The 19,148-nt window shown below is 71.6% G+C and carries 17 protein-coding genes and 1 tRNA gene; 4 read left to right on the forward strand and 14 right to left on the reverse strand.

Going from position 1 to position 19,148, the window contains the following annotated elements:
- Positions 1-11 precede the first annotated feature (11 nt).
- The 8 genes from ACFPIJ_RS01740 to ACFPIJ_RS01775 form a co-directional block, all read right to left on the reverse strand.
- A complete protein-coding gene (locus tag ACFPIJ_RS01740) occupies positions 12-1,430 on the reverse strand; it encodes a PQQ-binding-like beta-propeller repeat protein (RefSeq protein WP_380112768.1) in 1,419 nt (472 codons plus the stop codon).
- A 52-nt stretch (positions 1,431-1,482) separates the two neighbouring features.
- Positions 1,483-2,892 carry an outer membrane protein assembly factor BamB family protein gene (locus ACFPIJ_RS01745; protein ID WP_380112769.1) on the reverse strand — a complete coding sequence of 470 codons (1,410 nt, stop codon included), beginning with the start codon at positions 2,890-2,892 and terminating at the stop codon, positions 1,483-1,485.
- A gap of 109 nt (positions 2,893-3,001) precedes the next feature.
- Positions 3,002-4,954, reverse strand: a complete 1,953-nt coding sequence (gene dxs, locus ACFPIJ_RS01750) for a 1-deoxy-D-xylulose-5-phosphate synthase (protein ID WP_380112771.1) — start codon at positions 4,952-4,954, stop codon at positions 3,002-3,004.
- Between the two features lie 92 nt (positions 4,955-5,046).
- Positions 5,047-6,294, reverse strand: coding sequence for an ABC transporter substrate-binding protein (locus tag ACFPIJ_RS01755; protein ID WP_380112772.1), 1,248 nt, complete (start codon positions 6,292-6,294; stop codon positions 5,047-5,049).
- A gap of 32 nt (positions 6,295-6,326) precedes the next feature.
- Positions 6,327-7,652 (reverse strand): hypothetical protein, encoded by a 1,326-nt coding sequence (locus ACFPIJ_RS01760; protein WP_380112773.1) that lies wholly within the window; start codon positions 7,650-7,652, stop codon positions 6,327-6,329.
- 100 nt (positions 7,653-7,752) lie between these two features.
- On the reverse strand, positions 7,753-8,022 hold the full coding sequence (locus tag ACFPIJ_RS01765) for a hypothetical protein (protein ID WP_380112774.1): 270 nt from the start codon (positions 8,020-8,022) through the stop codon (positions 7,753-7,755).
- Between the two features lie 541 nt (positions 8,023-8,563).
- Positions 8,564-9,292 (reverse strand): type I 3-dehydroquinate dehydratase, encoded by a 729-nt coding sequence (gene aroD / locus ACFPIJ_RS01770; RefSeq protein ID WP_380112775.1) that lies wholly within the window; start codon positions 9,290-9,292, stop codon positions 8,564-8,566.
- Positions 9,293-9,381: 89 nt separating this feature from the next.
- Positions 9,382-10,146, reverse strand: a complete 765-nt coding sequence (locus tag ACFPIJ_RS01775; RefSeq protein WP_380112776.1) for an RNA ligase family protein — start codon at positions 10,144-10,146, stop codon at positions 9,382-9,384.
- A gap of 88 nt (positions 10,147-10,234) precedes the next feature.
- On the opposite strand from ACFPIJ_RS01775, the gene ACFPIJ_RS01780 reads away from it, so the two are divergent.
- Together ACFPIJ_RS01780 and ACFPIJ_RS01785 are read left to right on the forward strand one after the other, a co-directional pair.
- Positions 10,235-10,302: transfer RNA gene (locus ACFPIJ_RS01780), tRNA-Ser, on the forward strand.
- A gap of 116 nt (positions 10,303-10,418) precedes the next feature.
- Entirely contained in the window at positions 10,419-11,957 is a 1,539-nt protein-coding gene (locus ACFPIJ_RS01785) for a TROVE domain-containing protein (protein ID WP_380112777.1), read from the forward strand.
- Positions 11,958-12,037: 80 nt separating this feature from the next.
- Here the strand turns inward: ACFPIJ_RS01785 and ACFPIJ_RS01790 are convergent, their stop codons facing one another.
- Entirely contained in the window at positions 12,038-13,204 is a 1,167-nt protein-coding gene (locus tag ACFPIJ_RS01790) for a class I SAM-dependent RNA methyltransferase (RefSeq protein ID WP_380112778.1), read from the reverse strand.
- Entirely contained in the window at positions 13,201-15,210 is a 2,010-nt protein-coding gene (locus ACFPIJ_RS01795; protein ID WP_380112779.1) for an APC family permease, read from the reverse strand. Before ACFPIJ_RS01795 ends, ACFPIJ_RS01790 begins: the two co-directional genes overlap by 4 nt.
- A 97-nt stretch (positions 15,211-15,307) precedes the next feature.
- On the opposite strand from ACFPIJ_RS01795, the gene ACFPIJ_RS01800 reads away from it, so the two are divergent.
- A complete protein-coding gene (locus tag ACFPIJ_RS01800) occupies positions 15,308-15,973 on the forward strand; it encodes a potassium channel family protein (RefSeq protein WP_203846051.1) in 666 nt (221 codons plus the stop codon).
- The gene (locus tag ACFPIJ_RS01805) at positions 15,970-16,680 is read left to right on the forward strand and encodes a potassium channel family protein (RefSeq protein WP_203846121.1); all 711 of its coding nucleotides are present in this window, start codon (positions 15,970-15,972) and stop codon (positions 16,678-16,680) included. Before ACFPIJ_RS01800 ends, ACFPIJ_RS01805 begins: the two co-directional genes overlap by 4 nt.
- A 67-nt stretch (positions 16,681-16,747) precedes the next feature.
- On the opposite strand, the gene ACFPIJ_RS01810 is transcribed toward ACFPIJ_RS01805, so the two are convergent.
- The 4 genes from ACFPIJ_RS01810 to dut all read right to left on the reverse strand — a co-directional run bounded on the left by ACFPIJ_RS01810 (position 16,748) and on the right by dut (position 19,144).
- The gene (locus tag ACFPIJ_RS01810) at positions 16,748-17,440 is read right to left on the reverse strand and encodes a DUF3159 domain-containing protein (RefSeq protein ID WP_380112780.1); all 693 of its coding nucleotides are present in this window, start codon (positions 17,438-17,440) and stop codon (positions 16,748-16,750) included.
- Positions 17,441-17,446: 6 nt separating this feature from the next.
- Positions 17,447-17,854 carry an OB-fold nucleic acid binding domain-containing protein gene (locus tag ACFPIJ_RS01815; RefSeq protein ID WP_380112781.1) on the reverse strand — a complete coding sequence of 136 codons (408 nt, stop codon included), beginning with the start codon at positions 17,852-17,854 and terminating at the stop codon, positions 17,447-17,449.
- A gap of 64 nt (positions 17,855-17,918) precedes the next feature.
- Entirely contained in the window at positions 17,919-18,686 is a 768-nt protein-coding gene (locus ACFPIJ_RS01820) for a DUF3710 domain-containing protein (RefSeq protein ID WP_380112782.1), read from the reverse strand.
- Complete coding sequence (gene dut, locus ACFPIJ_RS01825) at positions 18,683-19,144, reverse strand: dUTP diphosphatase (RefSeq protein WP_380112783.1); 462 nt, start codon at positions 19,142-19,144, stop codon at positions 18,683-18,685. Before dut ends, ACFPIJ_RS01820 begins: the two co-directional genes overlap by 4 nt.
- Between the last annotated feature and the right edge of the window lie 4 nt (positions 19,145-19,148).

Raw genomic sequence — 19,148 nt, forward strand, 5'->3', positions numbered from 1 at the left:
CTGAGGGTTGCTTACCCCTGAGGGTTGTGTCGGGCCGGCAGGCGCCACACGGTCGCCTGGCCGACCATGACGCACGCGAGGACGTCGCCGCCGGTGCTGCACTCGGGCGGGCCGTACCACTCGCCGGCCTTGCCGAACACGGCGATCCGCCCGGTCGCCGGGTCGAGCTCGCCGAGGATCGCGGTGCGCGCGTCGACGGCGCGCCAGAGCAGGATCCGATCGGCCGGCGCCCGGTCGATCAACCGCCAGCCGGTGAGCTCCGCGGTGACGGCGCCGGTCCGGGCGTCGGCGATGCCCAACCGGCCCGGCATCGAGTCGGGCTGCTCGTAGGTCCCCACAACGAGCCGGTCGCCCCTGGTGGCCATGACCTGCGTGTAGCCGTCGAGCCGCCACGCGGGCCGGCCGGTGCTGCCGTCGTAGGCGGCGATGCCGTGCTCGGTCGTGGCGCAGAACAGGTCCTTGGCGCACTGGTAGAGCCCGTCGTAGAGCGTGACGTCGGTGCGGAACAGCCGCCGCCCGCCGGGCAGGGCGAACACGAGCCCGCCGCGCTCCCCGTCCGGGTAGACCAGGGCCCGGGTCGTGGCCTCACCGGGGCCGGCGAGCCAGTCGTAACCGGTGCTGAACATGGCGGCGGTGCCGGACCAGTCCAACTGGTGCGTCGCGACCACCGCACCGGACCGGATGTCCCGGTGCGTCACCAGGCCGGTCGGGTCGAGCAGGTCGACGCCGGCCACGGAGCCGGCGGGGTACTGGGCGTCCCAGCTGAAGTCGAGCAGCGTGCCGGGCGGTGTGGTGAGCTCCCAGACCGGTCCCCCGGTGCGCTCGTCGAGCACGAGGACGTGCCGGGGCTGCGGGTCCCCGGCGTGGTTGATGGTCGGGTCGGGCAGTTCCCCGCCCTCGACGATCTCGATGATCTTCCCGGGATCGGGCATGTCCTCGACGACGAGCAGCCCACCGGCGGTGCCGGTGAGCGCCGTCCGCGGCCGGGTCCACAGCTGCCGGCCGGTCGCCAGGTCGAGGCCGGTCAGGGTGCTGGTGTAGCCGCGGTCCGACTCGGAGTGCCGGATCATGATGAGCACGCGGTCGCCGACCGTCAGGTACATCTGCTGCAGGTCGGCCGGGACGTTCCAGAGCACCTCGCCGTCCGACAGCCGCCGCCCCTCGATCCGGTTGCCGGCGAGCGCCGGCTGATACCGGCCGACGATCAGCATGTCGCCGGCGACCATGACCGTGCGCACCTGGTCGTCGATCTGATACAGCGGCCCGGTCCGCGGCTTCACGCCGGCCGCGGTGAGCCCGGCGGCCACGACGGCGAGCACGGTGAGCGCCGCCAGCCAGCGCGTCCGGAGACGGAACCGCAGCGGCGCCCGGGGTGGCTCGGGCGGCTCCCACGGACTGCTGAGGTCGAGCTCGATCACGGTCTCTGCCACATTAGCCAGAGTCCCACGCCCGGCCCCGGGTTGCGTGCCGTCAGCCGCCGGTTCAGGGCATCCTGCGGTGTCGCTCCGGCAGGCGCCAGACGGTCAGCGCGCCGAGCTGGACACACGCGAGGGTGTCGCCGACGGCGCCGCACTCGGGTGTGCCGTCCCAGTTCCCGGCCCGGCCGAACACGGTGACCCTGCCGGTCGCGACGTCGAGCTCGCCGAGCACGGCGGTGCGCGGGTCGATCGGCTGCCACAGCAGGATGCGTTCCGCGGACGCGTCGACGATCATCCGCCAGCCGCCGAGCTCCGCGGTGACGGCGCCGGTCCGCGCGTCGACGACGGCGATCTGTCCGTACCTGGCATTCGGATCGAACGTGCCGACGACGAACCGGTCGCCGACGATGGCGGCGATCTCGGTGTAGCGGTCGAGGTGCCATCGCGACCGGCCGGTGGTGGCGTCGTAGGTGGTGATGCCGCTGCCGCCGGTGGTGCAGAACAACGCGGCGGCGCACTGATGGATCCCGGCGAACATCGAGGCGTCGGTGCTGAACAGGGGCCGCCCGCCGGCAAGGTCGAACACGATCCCGCCGGGCTGCCCGTCCGGGTGGACGACGGCCCTGGCCGCGCCCCGCCCGGGGGCGGCGTACCAGTCCGGGCCGGTGCGGAAGGCGGCCGGGATGCCGGACCAGTCCAGCTGGTGGGTCGCGACGACCACGCCGGAGCGGATGTCCCTGCTGGACACGAGCCCGGACGGGTCGAGCTGGTCGACACCGGTCACCTGACCGACGGGATACCGGCCGTCCCAGGTGAATTCGAACACCACGCCGGGCGGTGCGGTGAGCTCCCAGACCGGTGCCCCGGAGCGCTCGTCGAGCACCAGGATGTGCCGGGCCGGGCCGTCCGCGGCCTGGTTGACGGTCAGGTCCGGTGACTCGCCCATGGCGATCGTGGTGATTCTCCCCGGATCGGTCATCTCCTCGGCGACGACCAGGCCGCCGCGGGTGCCGAGGACCGACGTCCGCGGCCGGGTCCACAGCTGCCGGCCGGTGGCCTGGTCGACGGCGGTGAGCGTGGTGGTGTAGCCGCGGTCCCCGCGGAAGTGGCGGATCAGGATCAGCGCGGTGGCGCTGACCATCGCGTACTGCTGCTCCTGGTCCGTGGTGATGCTCCAGAGCACCTTGCCGTCCGACCGCCGACGGCCCTCGATCGTCGGGTCGCCTCCCGGCAGCCGATGCCGGTTGACGAACAGCATGTCCTTGGCGACGGTGACGCCGACGACATGCTCATCGACGCTGTAGAGCGGGCCGGTGCGGGGCTTCGCGCCCGACGCGGCGAGCACACCGGCCGCGACGGCGAGCACCGCGCAGGCCGCCACCCATCGCGTCCGGAGCCGGAACCTCAGCACCGGGGGCGGCTCGGGCGGCTCCCACGGACTGCTGAGGTCGAGTTCGATCACCGGCTCAGGCACATCGACCAGCGTCCCATGTCCGGCCCCGGGCTGTTGTCCGGCCGGGCGCTGGGGGTACCCACGCGAAACGGCGGATCCGAGAGGGATCCGCCGTCCGTCGCGGTGTCGATCAGCGCTGGGCGCGGGCCGGCAGGGTCGGCTGCTCGGTCTCGTCGAGGCGGCTGACCCACTCGGTGACCTGGCGGGACACGTCCTGCGCGGTCAGGCCGATCTCGGACAGGATCTCGGCGCGGGTGCCGTGCGGGTGCCAGGCCTGCGGGACGCCGAGGTCCTTCAGCGGCACCCAGACGTCGGCGTCGCGCAGCGACTTGGCGATCGCGTCGCCGACGCCGCCGGTGCGGACGCCGTCCTCGATCGTGACGACCAGGCGGTGCTCGCGGGCCAGGCCGACCAGCTCGACCGGGACCGGCCGGACCCAGCGCGGGTCGACGACGGTGACGCCGTAGCCCTGCTCGGCGAGGCGGGCGGCCGCGTCGACGGCGAGGTGCGCGAACGCGCCGATGCTGACCAGCAGCACGTCCTTGCGCTCGTGCTCGCTGAGCACGTCGACCCCGCCGAAGCCGTCGACGCCGCCGACGCGGCGCACCGCCGGCAGGTCCGCCGGGACGGCACCGGTCGGGAAGCGCACGATCGTCGGGCCGTCCTCGATGCTGACGGCCTCGCGCAGCTCCTCGCGGACGGTCTGCGCGTCGCGGGGCGCGGCCAGGCGCAGGCCCGGCACCACGCCGAAGACCGCCATGTCCCAGATGCCGTAGTGCGACGGGCCGTCGGGTCCGGTGATGCCGGCCCGGTCGAGCACGAACGTCACCGGCAGCTTGTGCATCGCCACGTCGAGCAGGACCTGGTCGAACGCCCGGTTGAGGAAGGTCGCGTAGACCGCGACGACCGGGTGCAGGCCGCCGATCGCGAGCCCGGCCGCGGACGTCGCCGCGTGCTGCTCGGCGATGCCGACGTCATACGCCCGCTCGGGGTACTTCTTCATGAGCTTCGCGATGCCGGTCGGCTCCGCCATGGCGGCGGTGATGCCGACGATGTCGGCGCGCTCGTCGGCGATCGCGACCAGCTCGTCGGCGAAGACGCCGGTCCACTTCACCGCGGCCGGGGCGAGCAGCTTGCCGGTCTCGATGTCGAAAGCGCTGCCGGGGCCGTGCAGGCAGTCGGCCTCGTCCTCCTCGGCGGGCCGGTAGCCGAAGCCCTTGCGGGTCACCGCGTGCACGATCACGGGACCGCCGAACGACTTGGCCTTGCGCAGCGCCGACTCGACCGCGACCTGGTCGTGGCCGTCGACGGGCCCGACGTACTTGATGCCGAGGTCCTCGAACATCGCCTGCGGCGCGACCGCGTCCTTGATGCCCTTCTTGACCGCGTGCAGCACCTCATACAGCGGCGGGCCGACCAGCGGCGTCCGGCCGAGGGAGTCCTTGACCAGGTCGAGGACCTTCTCGTAGCTCGGGTTGAGCCGCAGGTTGGACAGGTGGTCGGCGAGCCCGCCGATCGTGGGCGAGTAGGACCGCCCGTTGTCGTTGACGACGATCACGAGGGGGTTCTTGGCGCCGGCGATGTTGTTGAGCGCTTCCCAGCACATACCGCCGGTGAGGGCGCCGTCACCGACGACCGCGACGACGTGGCGGGGCTCGCCGCGCAGCGCGAACGCCTTCGCCAGACCGTCCGCGTAGGACAGCGCGGTCGAGGCGTGCGAGTTCTCGATGACGTCGTGCTCGCTCTCCGCCTGGCTCGGGTAGCCGGTGAGGCCACCGCGCTGGCGGAGCAGGTCGAAGCCGTCCTGGCGACCGCTCACGATCTTGTGGACGTAGGCCTGGTGGCCGGTGTCGAAGAGGATGCGGTCCTTCGGTGAGTCGAAGACCCGGTGCAGGGCGAGCGTCAACTCGACCACGCCGAGGTTGGGGCCGAGGTGGCCGCCGGTGCGGGAGACCTTGGCGACGAGGAAGTCGCGGATCTCCGCCGCGAGGACCCCGAGCTGCTCCGTCGAGAGGTCGCGGAGGTCACCCGGACTGCGGATCGAGCTCAGCAGGGTGGCGGCCTCGGTCTCTTCAGTGCTCATGGAGCCCAACTCTAACGGGGCCTCGCATCCGCGCACTTCGGCCGGAAGAATCTTGACAGGTTCCACACATGCTCGTTACCTGCTCAGCCGTCTCAGCCACCGGCTGCGGCGGCAAACTTCATGGTGTCCCTGTCCTGCACGAACAGCGCCAGGGCCGCATCGACCGCGGCGCTGCGCACGGTCCCGGCGACGACACCGTGGGTGAGTGAGCCCACCACCCTGGTCGCGCTGTCGGTCCACTCGGCGATCGCGAGTGCGAGATAGCCGGTGTACTTCGCCTTGTCGGCGTCCAGCCGCGCCGGGACGGACCCCTTCTGCGGGTTGAACGCGTCCTGCCCGCTGACCGAGCCGCACTCGATCAGCCACTGCTCGGCGGCCCGCCGGCGCGGCGCGCCCTTGGGCAGCGTGAACGAGTCGGACAGGAAGTCGTAGACCTTGTCCGAGCCGGGGCTCGCCGCGACCGAGTACCCCTCCTGGAAGACCAGGCCCTTGGTCCGCAGGTAGGCGTCGGCCCAGTCGCCCATCACGTTGTACGCGGCGGTCCCGGCGACGACCTTGTCCAGCGCCGGCTGCCAGTCACCGGCGGCGGTGGCGATGTCGGACTGGTCGAGGACCCGCACGAACAGCGCCAGCGCCTCCTGGGTCGCCGCGGCCTTCCAGTCGGTCGTGCCGTTCCACAGTCCGGTGTACCCGTCCGCGCCCAGCTCGCCGAGCAGGACGCACTCGAGGAGATGCTTCTGCGTCCACGCGGGCCCGATCGACAGCGGCAGGATCCCCGCGGCCTTCAGCGTCGCCGCTTGGGTCAGGAACTGCGCCCAGCTGGTCGGCGGGGTCAGCCCGCGGGCCTTGAGCAACGCCGGGTTGTGCCAGAGCAGGTTGGCCCGGTGGATGTTCACCGGCACCGAATAGATCTTGCCGTCGAACGTCAGCGCCTCCACGAGCCCCTTCGGCAGCCGGTCCCGCCAGTGCTGCTGGTCGTACAGGTACCGGATGTCCTCGACGTAGCCGGCCTCGATGTCGCTGTCGAGCTCGAGGCCGGCGTGCACCTGGTACGAATCGGGCGGGTCGTTGTTCTCCAGCCGGGTCGCCAGGACGGTCCGGGCGATCGTGCCGGCCCCGCCCGCGACGGCGGCGTTGTCGAACTCGATGCCCGGGTTGCGCTGCCGGAAGTCCGCGACGAGCGCCTCCAGGCCTTCCTTCTCGCCGGGCCCGGCCCACCAGGAGAAGACCTCCACCTTGCCGGACCCGTCGTCGGCGGTCCCGTCCCCGGTGACCGAGCACGCGGACAGCCCGATCGTCAGCCCGCCGGCGATGAGCAGGTTCCTCCGGCTTAATCCCACTTTTTCAGTATCTGTGCCGGGGGTCTGCAGCGTCAGCGGTTCGGCGGCATCCAGTCCGAGCCGGACGGGTCCTGCCCGGCCTGCGGTGGTGGGGGCTCGTCGGGATACTGCGCCGGTGGGTACGCGGGAGCCAGACCGGCCTCGTTCGCCAGGGTCGCCGTGGTCGTCGGCTCGACCCGGGCCCGCAGGTCCGCGTAGGCGGTCAGCGTCAGCGGCGCGGTGAGCACCGCGGCGCCGCTGGCCATCAGCTGGGCCACGGCGGCGCCGATCACCACCGCGACGACGAAGCTGGAGTTGACGCCGCCGAACAGGCCCGTCGAGTCCGGGTCGAACGTGGGCTGCCCGGGGACCATCTCGATGATCATGTTGATGATGTACGCGACGACGCCGACGCCGATGCTGATCCCGGCGATCGTCGCGATCCGGCTGATCGACGCGCCCAGGTCCTGGTGGAACAGCTTGAAGCAGCGGCCGATCGCCGACCAGCCCCGCTCGAAGGTCACCACCGCCGGCAGCAGCATGAACACCGCGCTGAGGTAGATCGCCGGCAGGACACACGCGCAGATGCCGAGCCCGACGATCAGCCCCGCCAGGAACTGCCAGCCGATCAGCGGGAACAGCCGCCGCACCGCGAGCCCGAGCGCCGCACCGAGCCGCGGCCGCAGCCCGGCCGCGACCGACACCGCGACGTGGTTGCACGCGATCGTCACCACGAACGCGACCATGATCGCCAGGAACGACCCGGCCAGCGTCAGGCCGAGCACCTCGAAGAGGTTGCCGAAGTCCGGCATGACCGGCGCCCCGGTGTCAGGGTCGACGGTCCTGCTCGTCGTTTCGAGGTCCTTGGTCAGGTTCACCACCACCAGCGCCTGCGGCACGCCGATCGCCAGCGCCACCAGGAACCCGATGAACTGCAGCACCGCCAGGGACTTCCAGGCCTGCCGGACGATCGCCAGGCTCCGCCCCCACCAGCCGGGGTAGTCGGGGCTGATCAGCGGGTCGTCCTCGCCGATCACGCCGTGGAACATCCCGCCCGTCGGCATCGCCTGGTAGATCACGTACGGCTGCGACGGGTCGTACTGGACCGGATACGGCTGCGACCGGTCGTACCCACCCTCCGGGTACTGCGGGCCGGGCTGTCCCGGGTACTGCGGGCCGGGCTGCCCCGGGTACTGCGGATACCCGGGCTGCGGAACCGGGCCGGTCTCCCCGCCCGGGGGCACCGCGGGACGCACGGCGGGCGGGGTGGGCTCCTCCGGCGGCGCGGTCTCCCGCTGCTGCCCGGGATCCACCGGCGGCACCGGCTCGGCCGGCTGGGCCGGTCCCGTGGACTCGTCGGGCCCCGGGGGCTGGGTCATGGTTCCTCCGTATCGCGGACCGCGGCATGCGGCACGACACAGAAGATAGGGCCATGCGGCGCGAAACGCCGCCCCCGCTCATGGGGAACTTCTCCGCCGGTCAGGTGACCATGCCGGAGTAGATGGTCGTCAGCACGAACCCGGCGACCCACAGGCCACCGCACCACCACGTGAACCGCACCTCGGCGGCCCGGTCACCGGCGCGCAGAGCCTTCACCGCGATGAGGGCGGCCGCCACCATCGCGCCCAGGCCGGCGAGCCAGACGACCCAGGCGGCCGGCCCCCGCTCGACCTTCACCCCGCCGTCGTCGAGCCCGAGAACCAGCCGGATGAGCGGCACCAGGAACAGCACCGTGAAGGCGATCGTCACCTGCGCCACGGTCCGCCGCAAGGGCCGCCACTGATCCCGCCGCGGCCCGTCCTGCGAACCCGCCGCCCCCGACAACGGCCCAGCAGGCGGCACCTCCGTCGGCGGCCCAGCAGCCGGACCTCCGGGCGGCGGCGCGCCCGACACCCCCGCCGGCCCAGCCGGCTCCGACGTATCAGCCCGCCCGACAGATCCGGACGGCCCCGGCACCTCAGCGGGCCCCGCCGGCCCGGACGCCTTCTCAGCCGGTCCAGACAACTCCGGCACCTCAGCCGACCCCGCCGGTCCGGACGACTCCGGCACCTCAGCCGAGTCGGACGGCTCCGGCACCTCAGCACGCCGCGCCGAGCCAGGCCCCGACGCGTCAGCGGACCCCGGCAACCCCGCCGGCCCAGACGTCCCCGCCGGCTCAGCCCCATCCGCCGATCCGGCCGGACGGGTCGCGTCCGCCGAATCACCCGAATCACCCGGGCCGGCCGGCCCGGCCTCATCCGCCGGGTCACCCGGGCGGGCCGGCCTGGTGGGTTCGGCCGGTTCGGTCGGGTCAGTCACCGGAACGCCGCCGCGCGAAGCGGGGTGAGAACAGCTCCAGCAGCCGCACCGTCTCCTCGAACGGCAGCTGCCCCGGCGCCGGCCGCCCGCCGATCGCCGAATACGTGATCCGCGAGCCCAGGACCGGCAGCATGAGCCGCGACGCGGCACCCTCCGCGCCCATGGCGATGACGATCACGCCGCGGTGCTGGTGCCGCAGGGTGAACTCGGTGAGGGTCCGCACGTCGTCGGGGCCGTGCGCCATCGTGCTGACCTTGACCAGGTCGGCACCGGCGGCGAAGCCGTCCTCGACGAGCGAGTCGAGATACGCCGCGGAGGGGGTGGCGGTGAAGTCGTGGTGCGACAGGATCACGAGCGTGCCGTGCGCGCGGGCGGCGGCGACGACCCCGGGCCGGATCTCGGCGGAGGCCAGCTCGACGTCGACCGCGTCGACCGCGGGCATGATCGCCTCGTAGAGCCGCAGCCGCTCCGGCTCGTCACCCGCCCAGTAGCCGCCCTCATCCTTGGCGCGGACCGTCGCGAGGGTCGGCACGCCGGCGAACGGCCGGATCTGCCGCAGGGCGTGCTCGGGGCCCGTCGAGGCATACCAGTCGACGCGCAGCTCGGCGACGTCGACACCGCGGTCCCGGACGAGCGCCGCGTCCCGCTCCGCGTCCTCGTCGCCGAAGCTGACCGCGACCAGCGGCACCTCCTCGGCGAGCCGCTCCCGCAGCGTTGCCATCCAGCACTCCCCCCGCGCTCCCGATCGACAAGGCAGGCCGACCCGGCAGGTCGACAGGGGGAGTCTACGTGCCGGGTACGACAACCTTTTCACCGTCGGCGGCGCAGCGTCCGCTCGTAGTCCTGGAAGCGGGCCTTGGCGATCACCGACCGGTCCGGGGCGCGCAGGACGAGCCCCTCGGCGTGCCCGGCGACACCGTCGAGCCCGACCAGCGTGGCCGGCAGCGACGAGGTCAGCAGCTCGTGCATCTCCGCGATCACGGTCGGCAGCGAAGCGCCGGTCCGGTGCCACAGGCGCGGGGTGAGCTCCAGGCCCGCCGCCGCGGCGAGGGTGAGGAGCCCGTCCTCGGGCACCCACGGCTGGCCGCCGGACTCGCGCCACGCCGAGATCCGCGCGGGCGGCCAGGTCAGCGGTTCCTGCCAGTCGGCCAGGTCGGCCACGTCGAACAGGCGCCACCCGAAGCGCGCCGGGTCCCTGGTGTACTGCTTCGCCGCGCCACCGACCTTGCCGCCGTACAGCTCCAGGTAGTACACGCGGATGCCGGCGCCGGTCGGCAACCGCGAAGCGAGCGGCTTGAGCTGCTCGACGATGCCGAGCGCCGGGTTGCCGATGAGGTCGCCCTTCGCATACAGCAGTTCCTCCCGCGAGCCGATGAGGTAGGAGCCGTCGGGCAGCAGGACGATCCGGCTGTTCGTCCCGTCGACCTTCTCGGTCGCGATGACGCCGCCGGGGAACACCGTCGCCGGGTCGGTCAGACCCCCGTCGCGGGGATCCAGCGTGTGGTACGTCGGGATCGAGGGGTACTTCGTCAGCGAGTTGAGCAGCCGCAGATCGACCGCGCGGACATCGAACATCGCCACATCATCCGCGCCGAAAATACCGGGCGGCACCCGGATATCCGCTGCTACGGTTCCCGGCACAAGATGTCCCGCCGTGGTGACCCGGTGCGTAGACGCCGGATACTTCGACTGTTAATCGAGAGGTCGCAGGTTCGACTCCTGCCGTCCCGGCTCATCGGGACGTAGCTCAGCGGATAGAGCACTTCGTGCCGGCGCCGCCTTGATCTCGGGTCACCACGACGGGACATCTCCATGTCTTCAGCAGGCCCGGAGAGGGTGATCCCGAGATGGCGAAGTTCAACCAGAAGACGATGACCAGGCAGCACGGGGTCACCTACGAGGGCGGCCCGGGCTACGCGCGGGACCTGAAGTCGGAGCTGTTCCTGCTGGCCGTGACCAACATGGTCGGCGAGCAGACGTTCTACGAGCCGGCCGGCGACCGCGACGAGCGCTACCGCCAGCTGATCGCCGCCGCCGCAGTCAAGCACCCGCAGTGGACCGTGCGGTTCCTGCGCTGGCTGCGCGGCGGTGCCAACCTGCGCACCGCGTCGCTGGTCGGTGCCGCCGAGTACGTCCGCGCCCGGCTGGCCGCCGGCCTGGTCAACGGCACCGGCGAGCACCGGCAGGTGGTCGCCGACGTGCTGCAGCGCGCCGACGAGCCGGGTGAGCTGCTCGCGTACTGGACGTCACGTTACGGCCGGGCCGTGCCGAAGCCGGTGAAGCGGGGTGTCGCCGACGCGGCCGCGCGCCTGTACACCGAGCGCAACCTGCTCAAGTACGACACCGCGAGCCACGCGTTCCGGTTCGGTGACGTGCTCGACCTGACCCACCCGACCCCGGCCGGCGCGTGGCAGGGCGACCTGTTCACGTTCGCGCTCGACCGCCGCCACAACCGGCCCGCGCCGCGCGTGGCCGAATCGCTGACGACGGTCGCCGCCAACGCGGCCCTGCGCGCCGAGGCGGCGGAGGACCCGGCGGTCCTGCTGGCCCCCGAGCGGCTCCGCGCGGTCGGCATGACCTGGGAGGACGCGCTGTCGCTGGGTGGTTCCCGGCTGCCCAAGGACCGCCTGTGGGAGGCGCTCATCCCCTCGATGGGCTACATGGCGAAGTTGCGCAACCTCCGGAACTTCGACCAGGCGGGCGTGTCCGACGAGGTCGCCGCGGCGGTCGCGACGCAGCTGGCGGACCCGGCCGAGGTGGCCCGGTCGCGGCAGCTGCCGATGCGGTTCCTGTCGGCGTACCGGGCGGCACCGTCGCTGCGGTGGGCCTGGGCACTCGAGCGGGCGCTGAACCTGAGCCTGGCGAGCATCCCGGAGGTGCCGGGCAGCACGCTGATCCTCATCGACACGTCGGGTTCGATGCACTCGGCGTTCTCCAAGGACGGCACCCTCATGCGCTGGGACGCAGCGGTGATCTTCGGGTTGGCGCTGGCGCTGCGGTGCGAGCGGGCGAAGGTCGTGTCGTTCTCGACCCGGACCACGGTGTTCCCGGTAGAGCCGGGCGAGTCGCTGCTGCGCGGGATCGACCGGTTCAAGGCGAAGGGGCACTTCCACAACGGCGGCACGAACACGGCCTCGGCGGTGCGGGAGCATTTCCGGCGCCAGGACCGGGTGGTGATCCTGACCGACGAGCAGGCCTCCTACGACGGCAACGTGTCCACGTCGGTGCCCGACACGGTGCCGCTGTTCACCTGGAACCTGGCCGGGTACCGGATGGGCCACACCCCGCAGGTGCGCAACCGCTGGACGTTCGGCGGCCTGACCGACGCGGGGTTCGGCATGATCGGGCTGCTCGAAGCGGGCGACCGCAGCATGTGGCCCTTCTAAGGCTTGAGTGGGAGCGAAGCGAGCATGGGGGGTGTGGGGAGGCGCAGCCCCCCACGGAACCGCCGGCGAAGCCGACGGAGCTAGGAACAGCGTTCGAACAGGCCGATGGTCTCGAAGTGCTGGGTCATGGGGAAGCTGTCGAAGGCGCGGATCTGTGACAGCGAATACCCGAGGCCCAGCAGCGAGGCGGTGTCCCGGGCGAACGCGGCCGGGTCGCACGCGACGTAGGCGACGGCGCGCGGCGACCTGGCCGCGATCGACGACACCACCTCACGGCTGGCGCCGGCCCGGGGCGGGTCGAGGACGACCAGGTCGACGCTGCGCCAGCGCGGGTTGGCGATCGTGGCGGCCACATCGCCGTTGACGAAGCGGACGTCGGGCAGGTCGCGCAGCGCCTTGCGGCCCGCGGCGACGGCCCGGCGGTCGCCCTCCACGACGGTGACCGGCCCGCAGTGCGGCGCGAGGGTGGCCGCGAAGAGCCCGACACCGCCGTACAGGTCCCAGGCCCGCTCCCCCGCCGCCGGACGCAGCATCTCCAGCACCGTGCCGGTGAACGCGGCGACGGCGTGCGGGTGGACCTGCCAGAACCCGCCGGCGTCGACGCTCCACTCGTGGCCGGCGGCGACCTCACGGACCCGGACGGGCGGTCCGGTGAGCCGGCCGCTGCGGGCGGCCCGGGTCAGCACCGCGGTCTCCCCGCCGGACGCGGCGACGGCCTCGACGGTCGAACCGGCCGGCCACCGCTCGGTGGTCACCGGCAGCGCCTGGATCGCCGGATGCGCGATCCGGCACCGGTCGACCGGGACGATCTCGCCGGAGCGGTGGCGGTGGAAACCGGCCCGTCCGTCGTCGTCCACGGCGTACTGCACCCGGGTCCGCCAGCCGAGCGGTCCACCCGGCAGGGGCTCCACCTGTACCTCCGCCGAAAATGCTGCCAACCGGGCCAGCTGCTCGGCGAGGACCTGGGATTTCAGCCGTCGCTGGGCGGCCGGGTCGACGTGCTGCCAGTCACAGCCGCCACAGGCGCCGGGGCCGGAGAACGGGCACGGCGGGATGACGCGGTCCGGCGACGGCAGCAGGATCTCGACCGCGTCGGCGCGCAGGTAGCCCTTGCGTTCGTCGGTGATCCGGGCGAGGACCCGCTCCCCCGGCAACGCGTGCCGGACGAAGATCACCCGCCCGTCGTGCCGCGCCACGCAGTGCCCACCGTGCGCGACGGCACCGACTTCGAGCTCGAGCAGACTCATTCTGCGGGTGTTTCGGGGGTACGGCGTGGGCCGCGCTGAGGTCCCCGGGTGAACGCGGCGTCGAGCTTGGCGATGTCGACGTCGTCGATGGAGCTGAGCTGCCACGGGACGCTGGTGACCATGACCCCCGGCTCGAACAGCAGCCGGCCCTTGAGCCGCAGCGCGCTCTGGTTGTGCAGCAGGTGCTCCCACCAGCGCCCGACCACGTATTCGGGGATGAAGACGGTGACCACGTCCCGGGGCGAGTCGCGCCGTTTCGACCGGACGAAGTCCAGGATCGGGCGGGTGATCTCGCGGTACGGGCTGTCCACGACCGTCAGCGGTGCCGGGATGCCCCGCCGCTCCCACTCCGCCTGCAGGTTGCGGGTGTCGTGGTCGTCGACGTTGACGGTCAGCGCGGTCAGCGAGTCGGGCCGGGTGGCCTGCGCGTACGCCACGGCCCGCAGCGTCGGGCGGTGCACCTTGCTGACCAGGACCACGGCGTGGTTGCGCGACGGCAGGACGGGCCGGTCCTCCGACGGGGTCAGTTCGCGGGCAACGGTGTCGTAGTGCTTCTTGATGCCGACCATCAGGAAGTAGATGACGATCATCGCGATGATGGCGATGTACGCGCCGAGCAGGAACTTCGTGATGAGCACGACGACGAGCACGGCGCTGGTCATGCTCAGGCCGATGATGTTGATCGTCCTGGACCGGATCATCCGGGCGCGGGTGCCCTTGTCGCGAACCGTGCGCAGCAGCCGGTTCCAGTGCCGGATCATGCCGGCCTGTGACAGCGTGAACGACACGAACACGCCCACGATGTACAGCTGGATGAGCCGGGTCACCTCGCCGTTGAAGCCGACGATGAGGATCATCGCGGCCAGGGCCAGCAGGATGATGCCGTTGGAGAACGCCAGCCGGTCGCCGCGGGTGTGCAGCTGGCGGGGCAGGTAGCGGTCCTGGGCGAGGATCGAGCCGAGGACCGGGAAGCCGTTGAACGCGGTGTTGGCGGCGAGGAACAGGATCAGTGCGGTGATCACGGCGACGACGTACAGCATGATCGAGCCGTTGCCGAAGACGGTCTCGCCGAGCTGGGTGGTGACCGTCTTCTGCACGTAGTTGGCCGGGCCGGCGATGATCTGCCGGCTCGGGTCCTCCACGTACTGCAGGCCGGTCTTGCGGGCCAGCAGGATGATGCCGAGCAGCATGGTGATCGAGATCGAGCCGAGCAGCAGCAGCGTGGTCGCCGCGTTCTTGCTCTTCGGCTCCTTGAACGCGGGCACGCCGTTGGAGATCGCCTCGACGCCGGTGAGGGCGGCACAGCCGGAGGAGAACGTGCGCAGCAGCAGGAACGCCATCGCCCAGGCGTTGAGGTTGGCCTGTTCGGCCTCGATGTGCAGCCCGGCGCTCGGCGCGCGCAGGTCGTCGCCCAGGATGAAGATCTTGAAGAAGCCCGTGAGGATCATGCCGATCATCACGATCATGAAGCCGTACGTCGGGATCGCGAAGGCGCTGCCGGACTCGCGGATGCCGCGCAGGTTCAGCGCCGTCAGGACAGCGATCGCGATGATCGCGATGGCGACCTTGTGGGTGGCGACCCACGGCACGACCGAGCCGAGGTTCGCCACGCCGGACGCGGTCGACACGGCGACCGTCAGCACGTAGTCCACGAGCAGCGCGCTGGCCACTGCGACCCCGAACCGCGGCCCGAGATTGACGGACGCCACCTCGTAGTCGCCGCCGCCGGACGGATACGCGTGCACGTTCTGCCGGTAGCTCGCGACGACCGTGAGCATCACCACAGCGACGGCCAGACCGACCCACGGGGACACCAGCAGCGTGCTGGCACCCGCGATCGACAGGGTCAGCAGGATCTCGTCGGGGGCGTAGGCGACTGACGACAGCGCGTCGGAGGCGAAGACGGGAAGGGCGATGCGCTTGGGCAGCAGCGTGTGTTTCAGCCGGTCCGAGCGGAACGGTCGGCCAAGGAGCAGCCGCTTCATCAGGGAGGTGGGACTGGCCACGACCGCTAAGCGTACGGGTCGCGCGCCTGCCGGATGCACCGGTCCGGTCCGCGCATGGCATCCTCAACACGAGTGCCGCACACATCGGAGGCGTTTTGTGCACGTGGTGATCATGGGGTGCGGGCGCGTGGGTTCAACCCTCGCGCTGAGCCTCGAACAGCGCGGACACTCGGTCGCGGTGATCGACTCCGACGCCGACGCCTTCCGCCGCCTCGGCGGCGACTTCACCGGCGCGACCGTCACCGGCGTCGGCTTCGACCGTGACGTGCTGCTCTCCGCGGGCATCGAGCGTGCCGACGCCTTCGCCGCCGTCTCCTCCGGCGACAACTCCAACATCATCTCGGCCCGGGTCGCCCGCGAGACGTTCGGCGTCGAGCGGGTCGTCGCCCGCATCTACGACCCGAAGCGCGCCGAGGTGTACGAGCGGCTCGGCATCCCCACCGTCGCCACCGTCCGCTGGACCGCCGACCGCATGCTGCGCCACCTGGTCCCGGAGGGCAACGTCGAGGTCTGGCGCGACCCGACCAGCACGGTCTCCATCATGGAGATCCCGATGCACCCGGACTGGATCGGCCACTCCGTCGGCGACCTGGAGGCCCGCAGCGGCACCCGGCTGGCCTACCTGATGCGCTTCGGCCTGGCCATGCTCCCCACCGCGTCGACCGTGATCCAGGACGGCGACCTCGCCTTCATGCTCGTCACCGACGAGATGGTCGCCTCCGTGACGAAAATCACCGGCTCCGCTCCCGAAGGGGGACACTGATCATGCGGATCGCCATCGCCGGTGCCGGCAACGTGGGCCGCTCCATCGCCACCGAGCTCGTCGACAACGGCCACCAGGTCATGCTCATCGAGCGCGTCCCCCGCATGGTCCGCCCCGAGCGCGTTCCCGCCGCCGAGTGGATCCTGGCCGACGCCTGCGAGCTGTCCTCCCTGCAGGAGGCCGACCTGGCCTCCTGCGACGTGGTCGTCGCGGCCACCGGCGACGACAAGGTCAACCTGGTCGTGTCGCTCCTGGCGAAGACCGAGTTCGCGGTGCCGCGGGTGGTCGCCCGCATCAACCGCGCCGAGAACGAGTGGCTCTTCAACGAGCAGTGGGGCGTCGACGTCTCCGTCAGCAAGCCCCGCCTCATGGCCGCCCTCGTCGAGGAGGCCGTCTCCGTCGGCGACCTGGTCCGGCTGATGACGTTCCGCCAGTCCGAGGCGAACCTGGTGGAGATCACGCTGCCGGAGGGCGCACCGTATGTCGGCCACCCGGTCCGCGAGGTGCCGCTGCCGCACGACTCGGCGCTGGTCGCCATCCTGCGCGGCAAGCGCGTCCTCGTCCCGACGCCCGACGACCCGCTGGAGGTCGGCGACGAGCTGGTGTTCGTGGTCACGGCGGCGATGGAGGACTCGGTCCGGGCCGTGGTCCTGGGCGCGGACTCGGTCGAGAACACCCGCAAGAAGCGCGGCCCTCAGTTCTTCTAGCTGTGCCCACGGCTCCGTGATCCGGGAGACCTTGTGTACCCAGGGGTGCACAAGGTTTACCGGATCATCAGGAACCGGGGACGGGTTCGGCCGGGGTCGGCTCGGTGGCGCGGATGATGCGGCGGGCCTGCCACACCGTCAGGGCGGCCAGCAGGGCATACGGCGGCCAGCCGAGGGCCAGCCTGACCACGCCGAGCAGGTTGGCGTCGTTCTCCTGGTAGATCCAGATCTGGACGCCGAGCTTCGCCAGGTAGACGACCGCCCAGAGGACGGTGAGCCAGGCGAAGGCGCGCAGGAGGCGAGCGTTGTCACGCCAGCGGGTCCCGCCCTTGTCGAGCATGACGGACCAGAGCCAGCCGACCAGAGGGCGGCGGAGCGCGACCGAGGCGAGCATGCCGACCGCGTAGCCGCCGGTGAGGATCATGCCCGGCAGGTAGATGTCCTTGGCGTCGCCGCTCTTCCAGGCCAGGTAGGCGCCGATCGCGATGCCGAACACGCCGTTGATCGCGTGGCGGATCGACTCGCGGCGGCTCAGGCGGTATGCGGCCATCGACAGCGCCGCGCCGACCGCCACGATGAGCGACGTGCGCAGCGACCACCAGTGGAAGCGGTCGCCCAGGAAGTTGACCACGATGAAGAGCGTGATCGGGATGCTCGACTCGATGAGGCCGCGCACACCGCCCAGCTGCTCGGACATCTGCACCGAGAAGGGTGGAAGTGGTGCCTCTTCGTCGGTGTCCGCGGTCTTACCTGGCTGCATCCGGCCTCACCTGGGTGTGTCGAGCTCGTAGTACGGGTTGTAGAGCACCTTACGGCCGTCGCGGACCGCAATGCGCCCCTTCGCCGTGATCGCTCGACCGGGCTCGATGCCGGCGATGTGCCGGCGCCCCAGGAAGACCAGGGTGACGAGGTCACTGCCGTCGAACAGCTCCGCCTCGAGGGTGGGCAGGTTGGTGCGCGGCGTATAGACCACCGTGCGTAGCCGGCCCTTCAGGCTGACGACCTGACCGCGGCGGCAGGCGAGCGCGGGCATGCTGCCGCACTGCTTGGCGTCGCGTTGCAGTTCTTCGGCGTCGAGCTCCGCCTCGCTGGCGGTCAGGCGACGGAAGAACTTCCGCAGCCCGCGCGCCTGCTCGACAGACGTATCGACGACTTTCTCACTGTCCGTGGTCATGATGTCGGTGCCACCCTCCTCGGCCAGACATGACACCTCACTACGACGGTACAGCTCATGGTGGCTATTTGCGCCGGGGCCTCGGTGACGGCTTTCGGCGCTCCGCCCCATCGGCACCGTCGGCACCGTTCGCCGCATCCTTCAGCTGGACCTCGGAGCTGCCGTCGGCGGCGGTCGCCTCGGCGACCTCCTTCGGCAGGTGCAGCGGCAGGGGCTCGCGGACCGGCATCGCGTCGTGTCCCCGGTCGACGACCAGGTTGCGCAGGCAGGCCAGCAGCGGCGGTGCGGCGTCGGGGTCGATCGCGGCCGGCCCCTGGAAGACGGCGCGGACCAGCCAGCGCGGGCCGTCGATGCCGACGAACCGGATGTCGGTCAGACCGTCGGGGGTGCGGACCCGGGCGCGCAGCTCGACACCCCACTCGCCGTCGGCGTCCTCGGCCGCGACGCCGTCGGTGAACAGCTGCTTGCGGATCTCGGCGCGGACCTCGTCCCAGATGCCCTCGCTGCGGGGTGCGGCGAAGACGCCGAGCTGCAGCGCGCTGTCGTTGTGGACGAGCACGATCTGCTGGATCTTGCCCTCGTTGTCGGCCTGGACGCGGACCTCCACGTCGTCGACCGCGGGCACCTTGAGCGCACCCAGGTCGAGCTGCGGGATGCCGGCGGGCGCCTCGGTGATGTCATACGGGCCTTCGGGCCGGTCCGCCTTGGGGGGCCCGGTCTCCTCGGCCTCGTCGTCGACGAGGCCCAGCTCCTCCTCGAGCTGACGGGCGCCGCTCGCGCGGGTGTCTTCCTTCGCGTGCCGCCCGCTCCCGCTCTTGCGCGAGAAGATCACTGCTTTGCCTCCAGTTCAGCATGACCACCGGTGGATCCGTGACCCCCGGCTCCGCGCACAGTATCGGGAAGGTGGTCGACGCCGTGGAAGTGTGCCCGCTCCACGCGCTGGACCACAAGCTGGGCAATCCGGTCGCCCCGGCTGATTTTGGCCGTGATCACCCGATCGTGATTGACCAGGTTCACCAGGATCTCCCCGCGGTACCCGGCGTCGATGGTGCCCGGCGCGTTGAGCACCGTCACACCGAGCCGGTGCGCGAGGCCCGACCGCGGGTGGACGAGACCGACGTAGCCCTCCGGCAGCGCGATCGCGATCCCCGTGGGGACCAGCGCCCGCTCGCCCGGGGCGATGTCGATGTCCCGGGCCGCGACCAGGTCGGCGCCCGCGTCGCCCGGGTGCGCATACGCCGGCAGCGGCAGCTCGGGGTCGAGCCGCCGGACGTGAACCTCCACCGTCATGCCT

Source organism: Dactylosporangium cerinum (genome assembly GCF_042653625.1).
In the GTDB taxonomy this organism is placed as follows: domain Bacteria; phylum Actinomycetota; class Actinomycetes; order Mycobacteriales; family Micromonosporaceae; genus Dactylosporangium; species Dactylosporangium cerinum.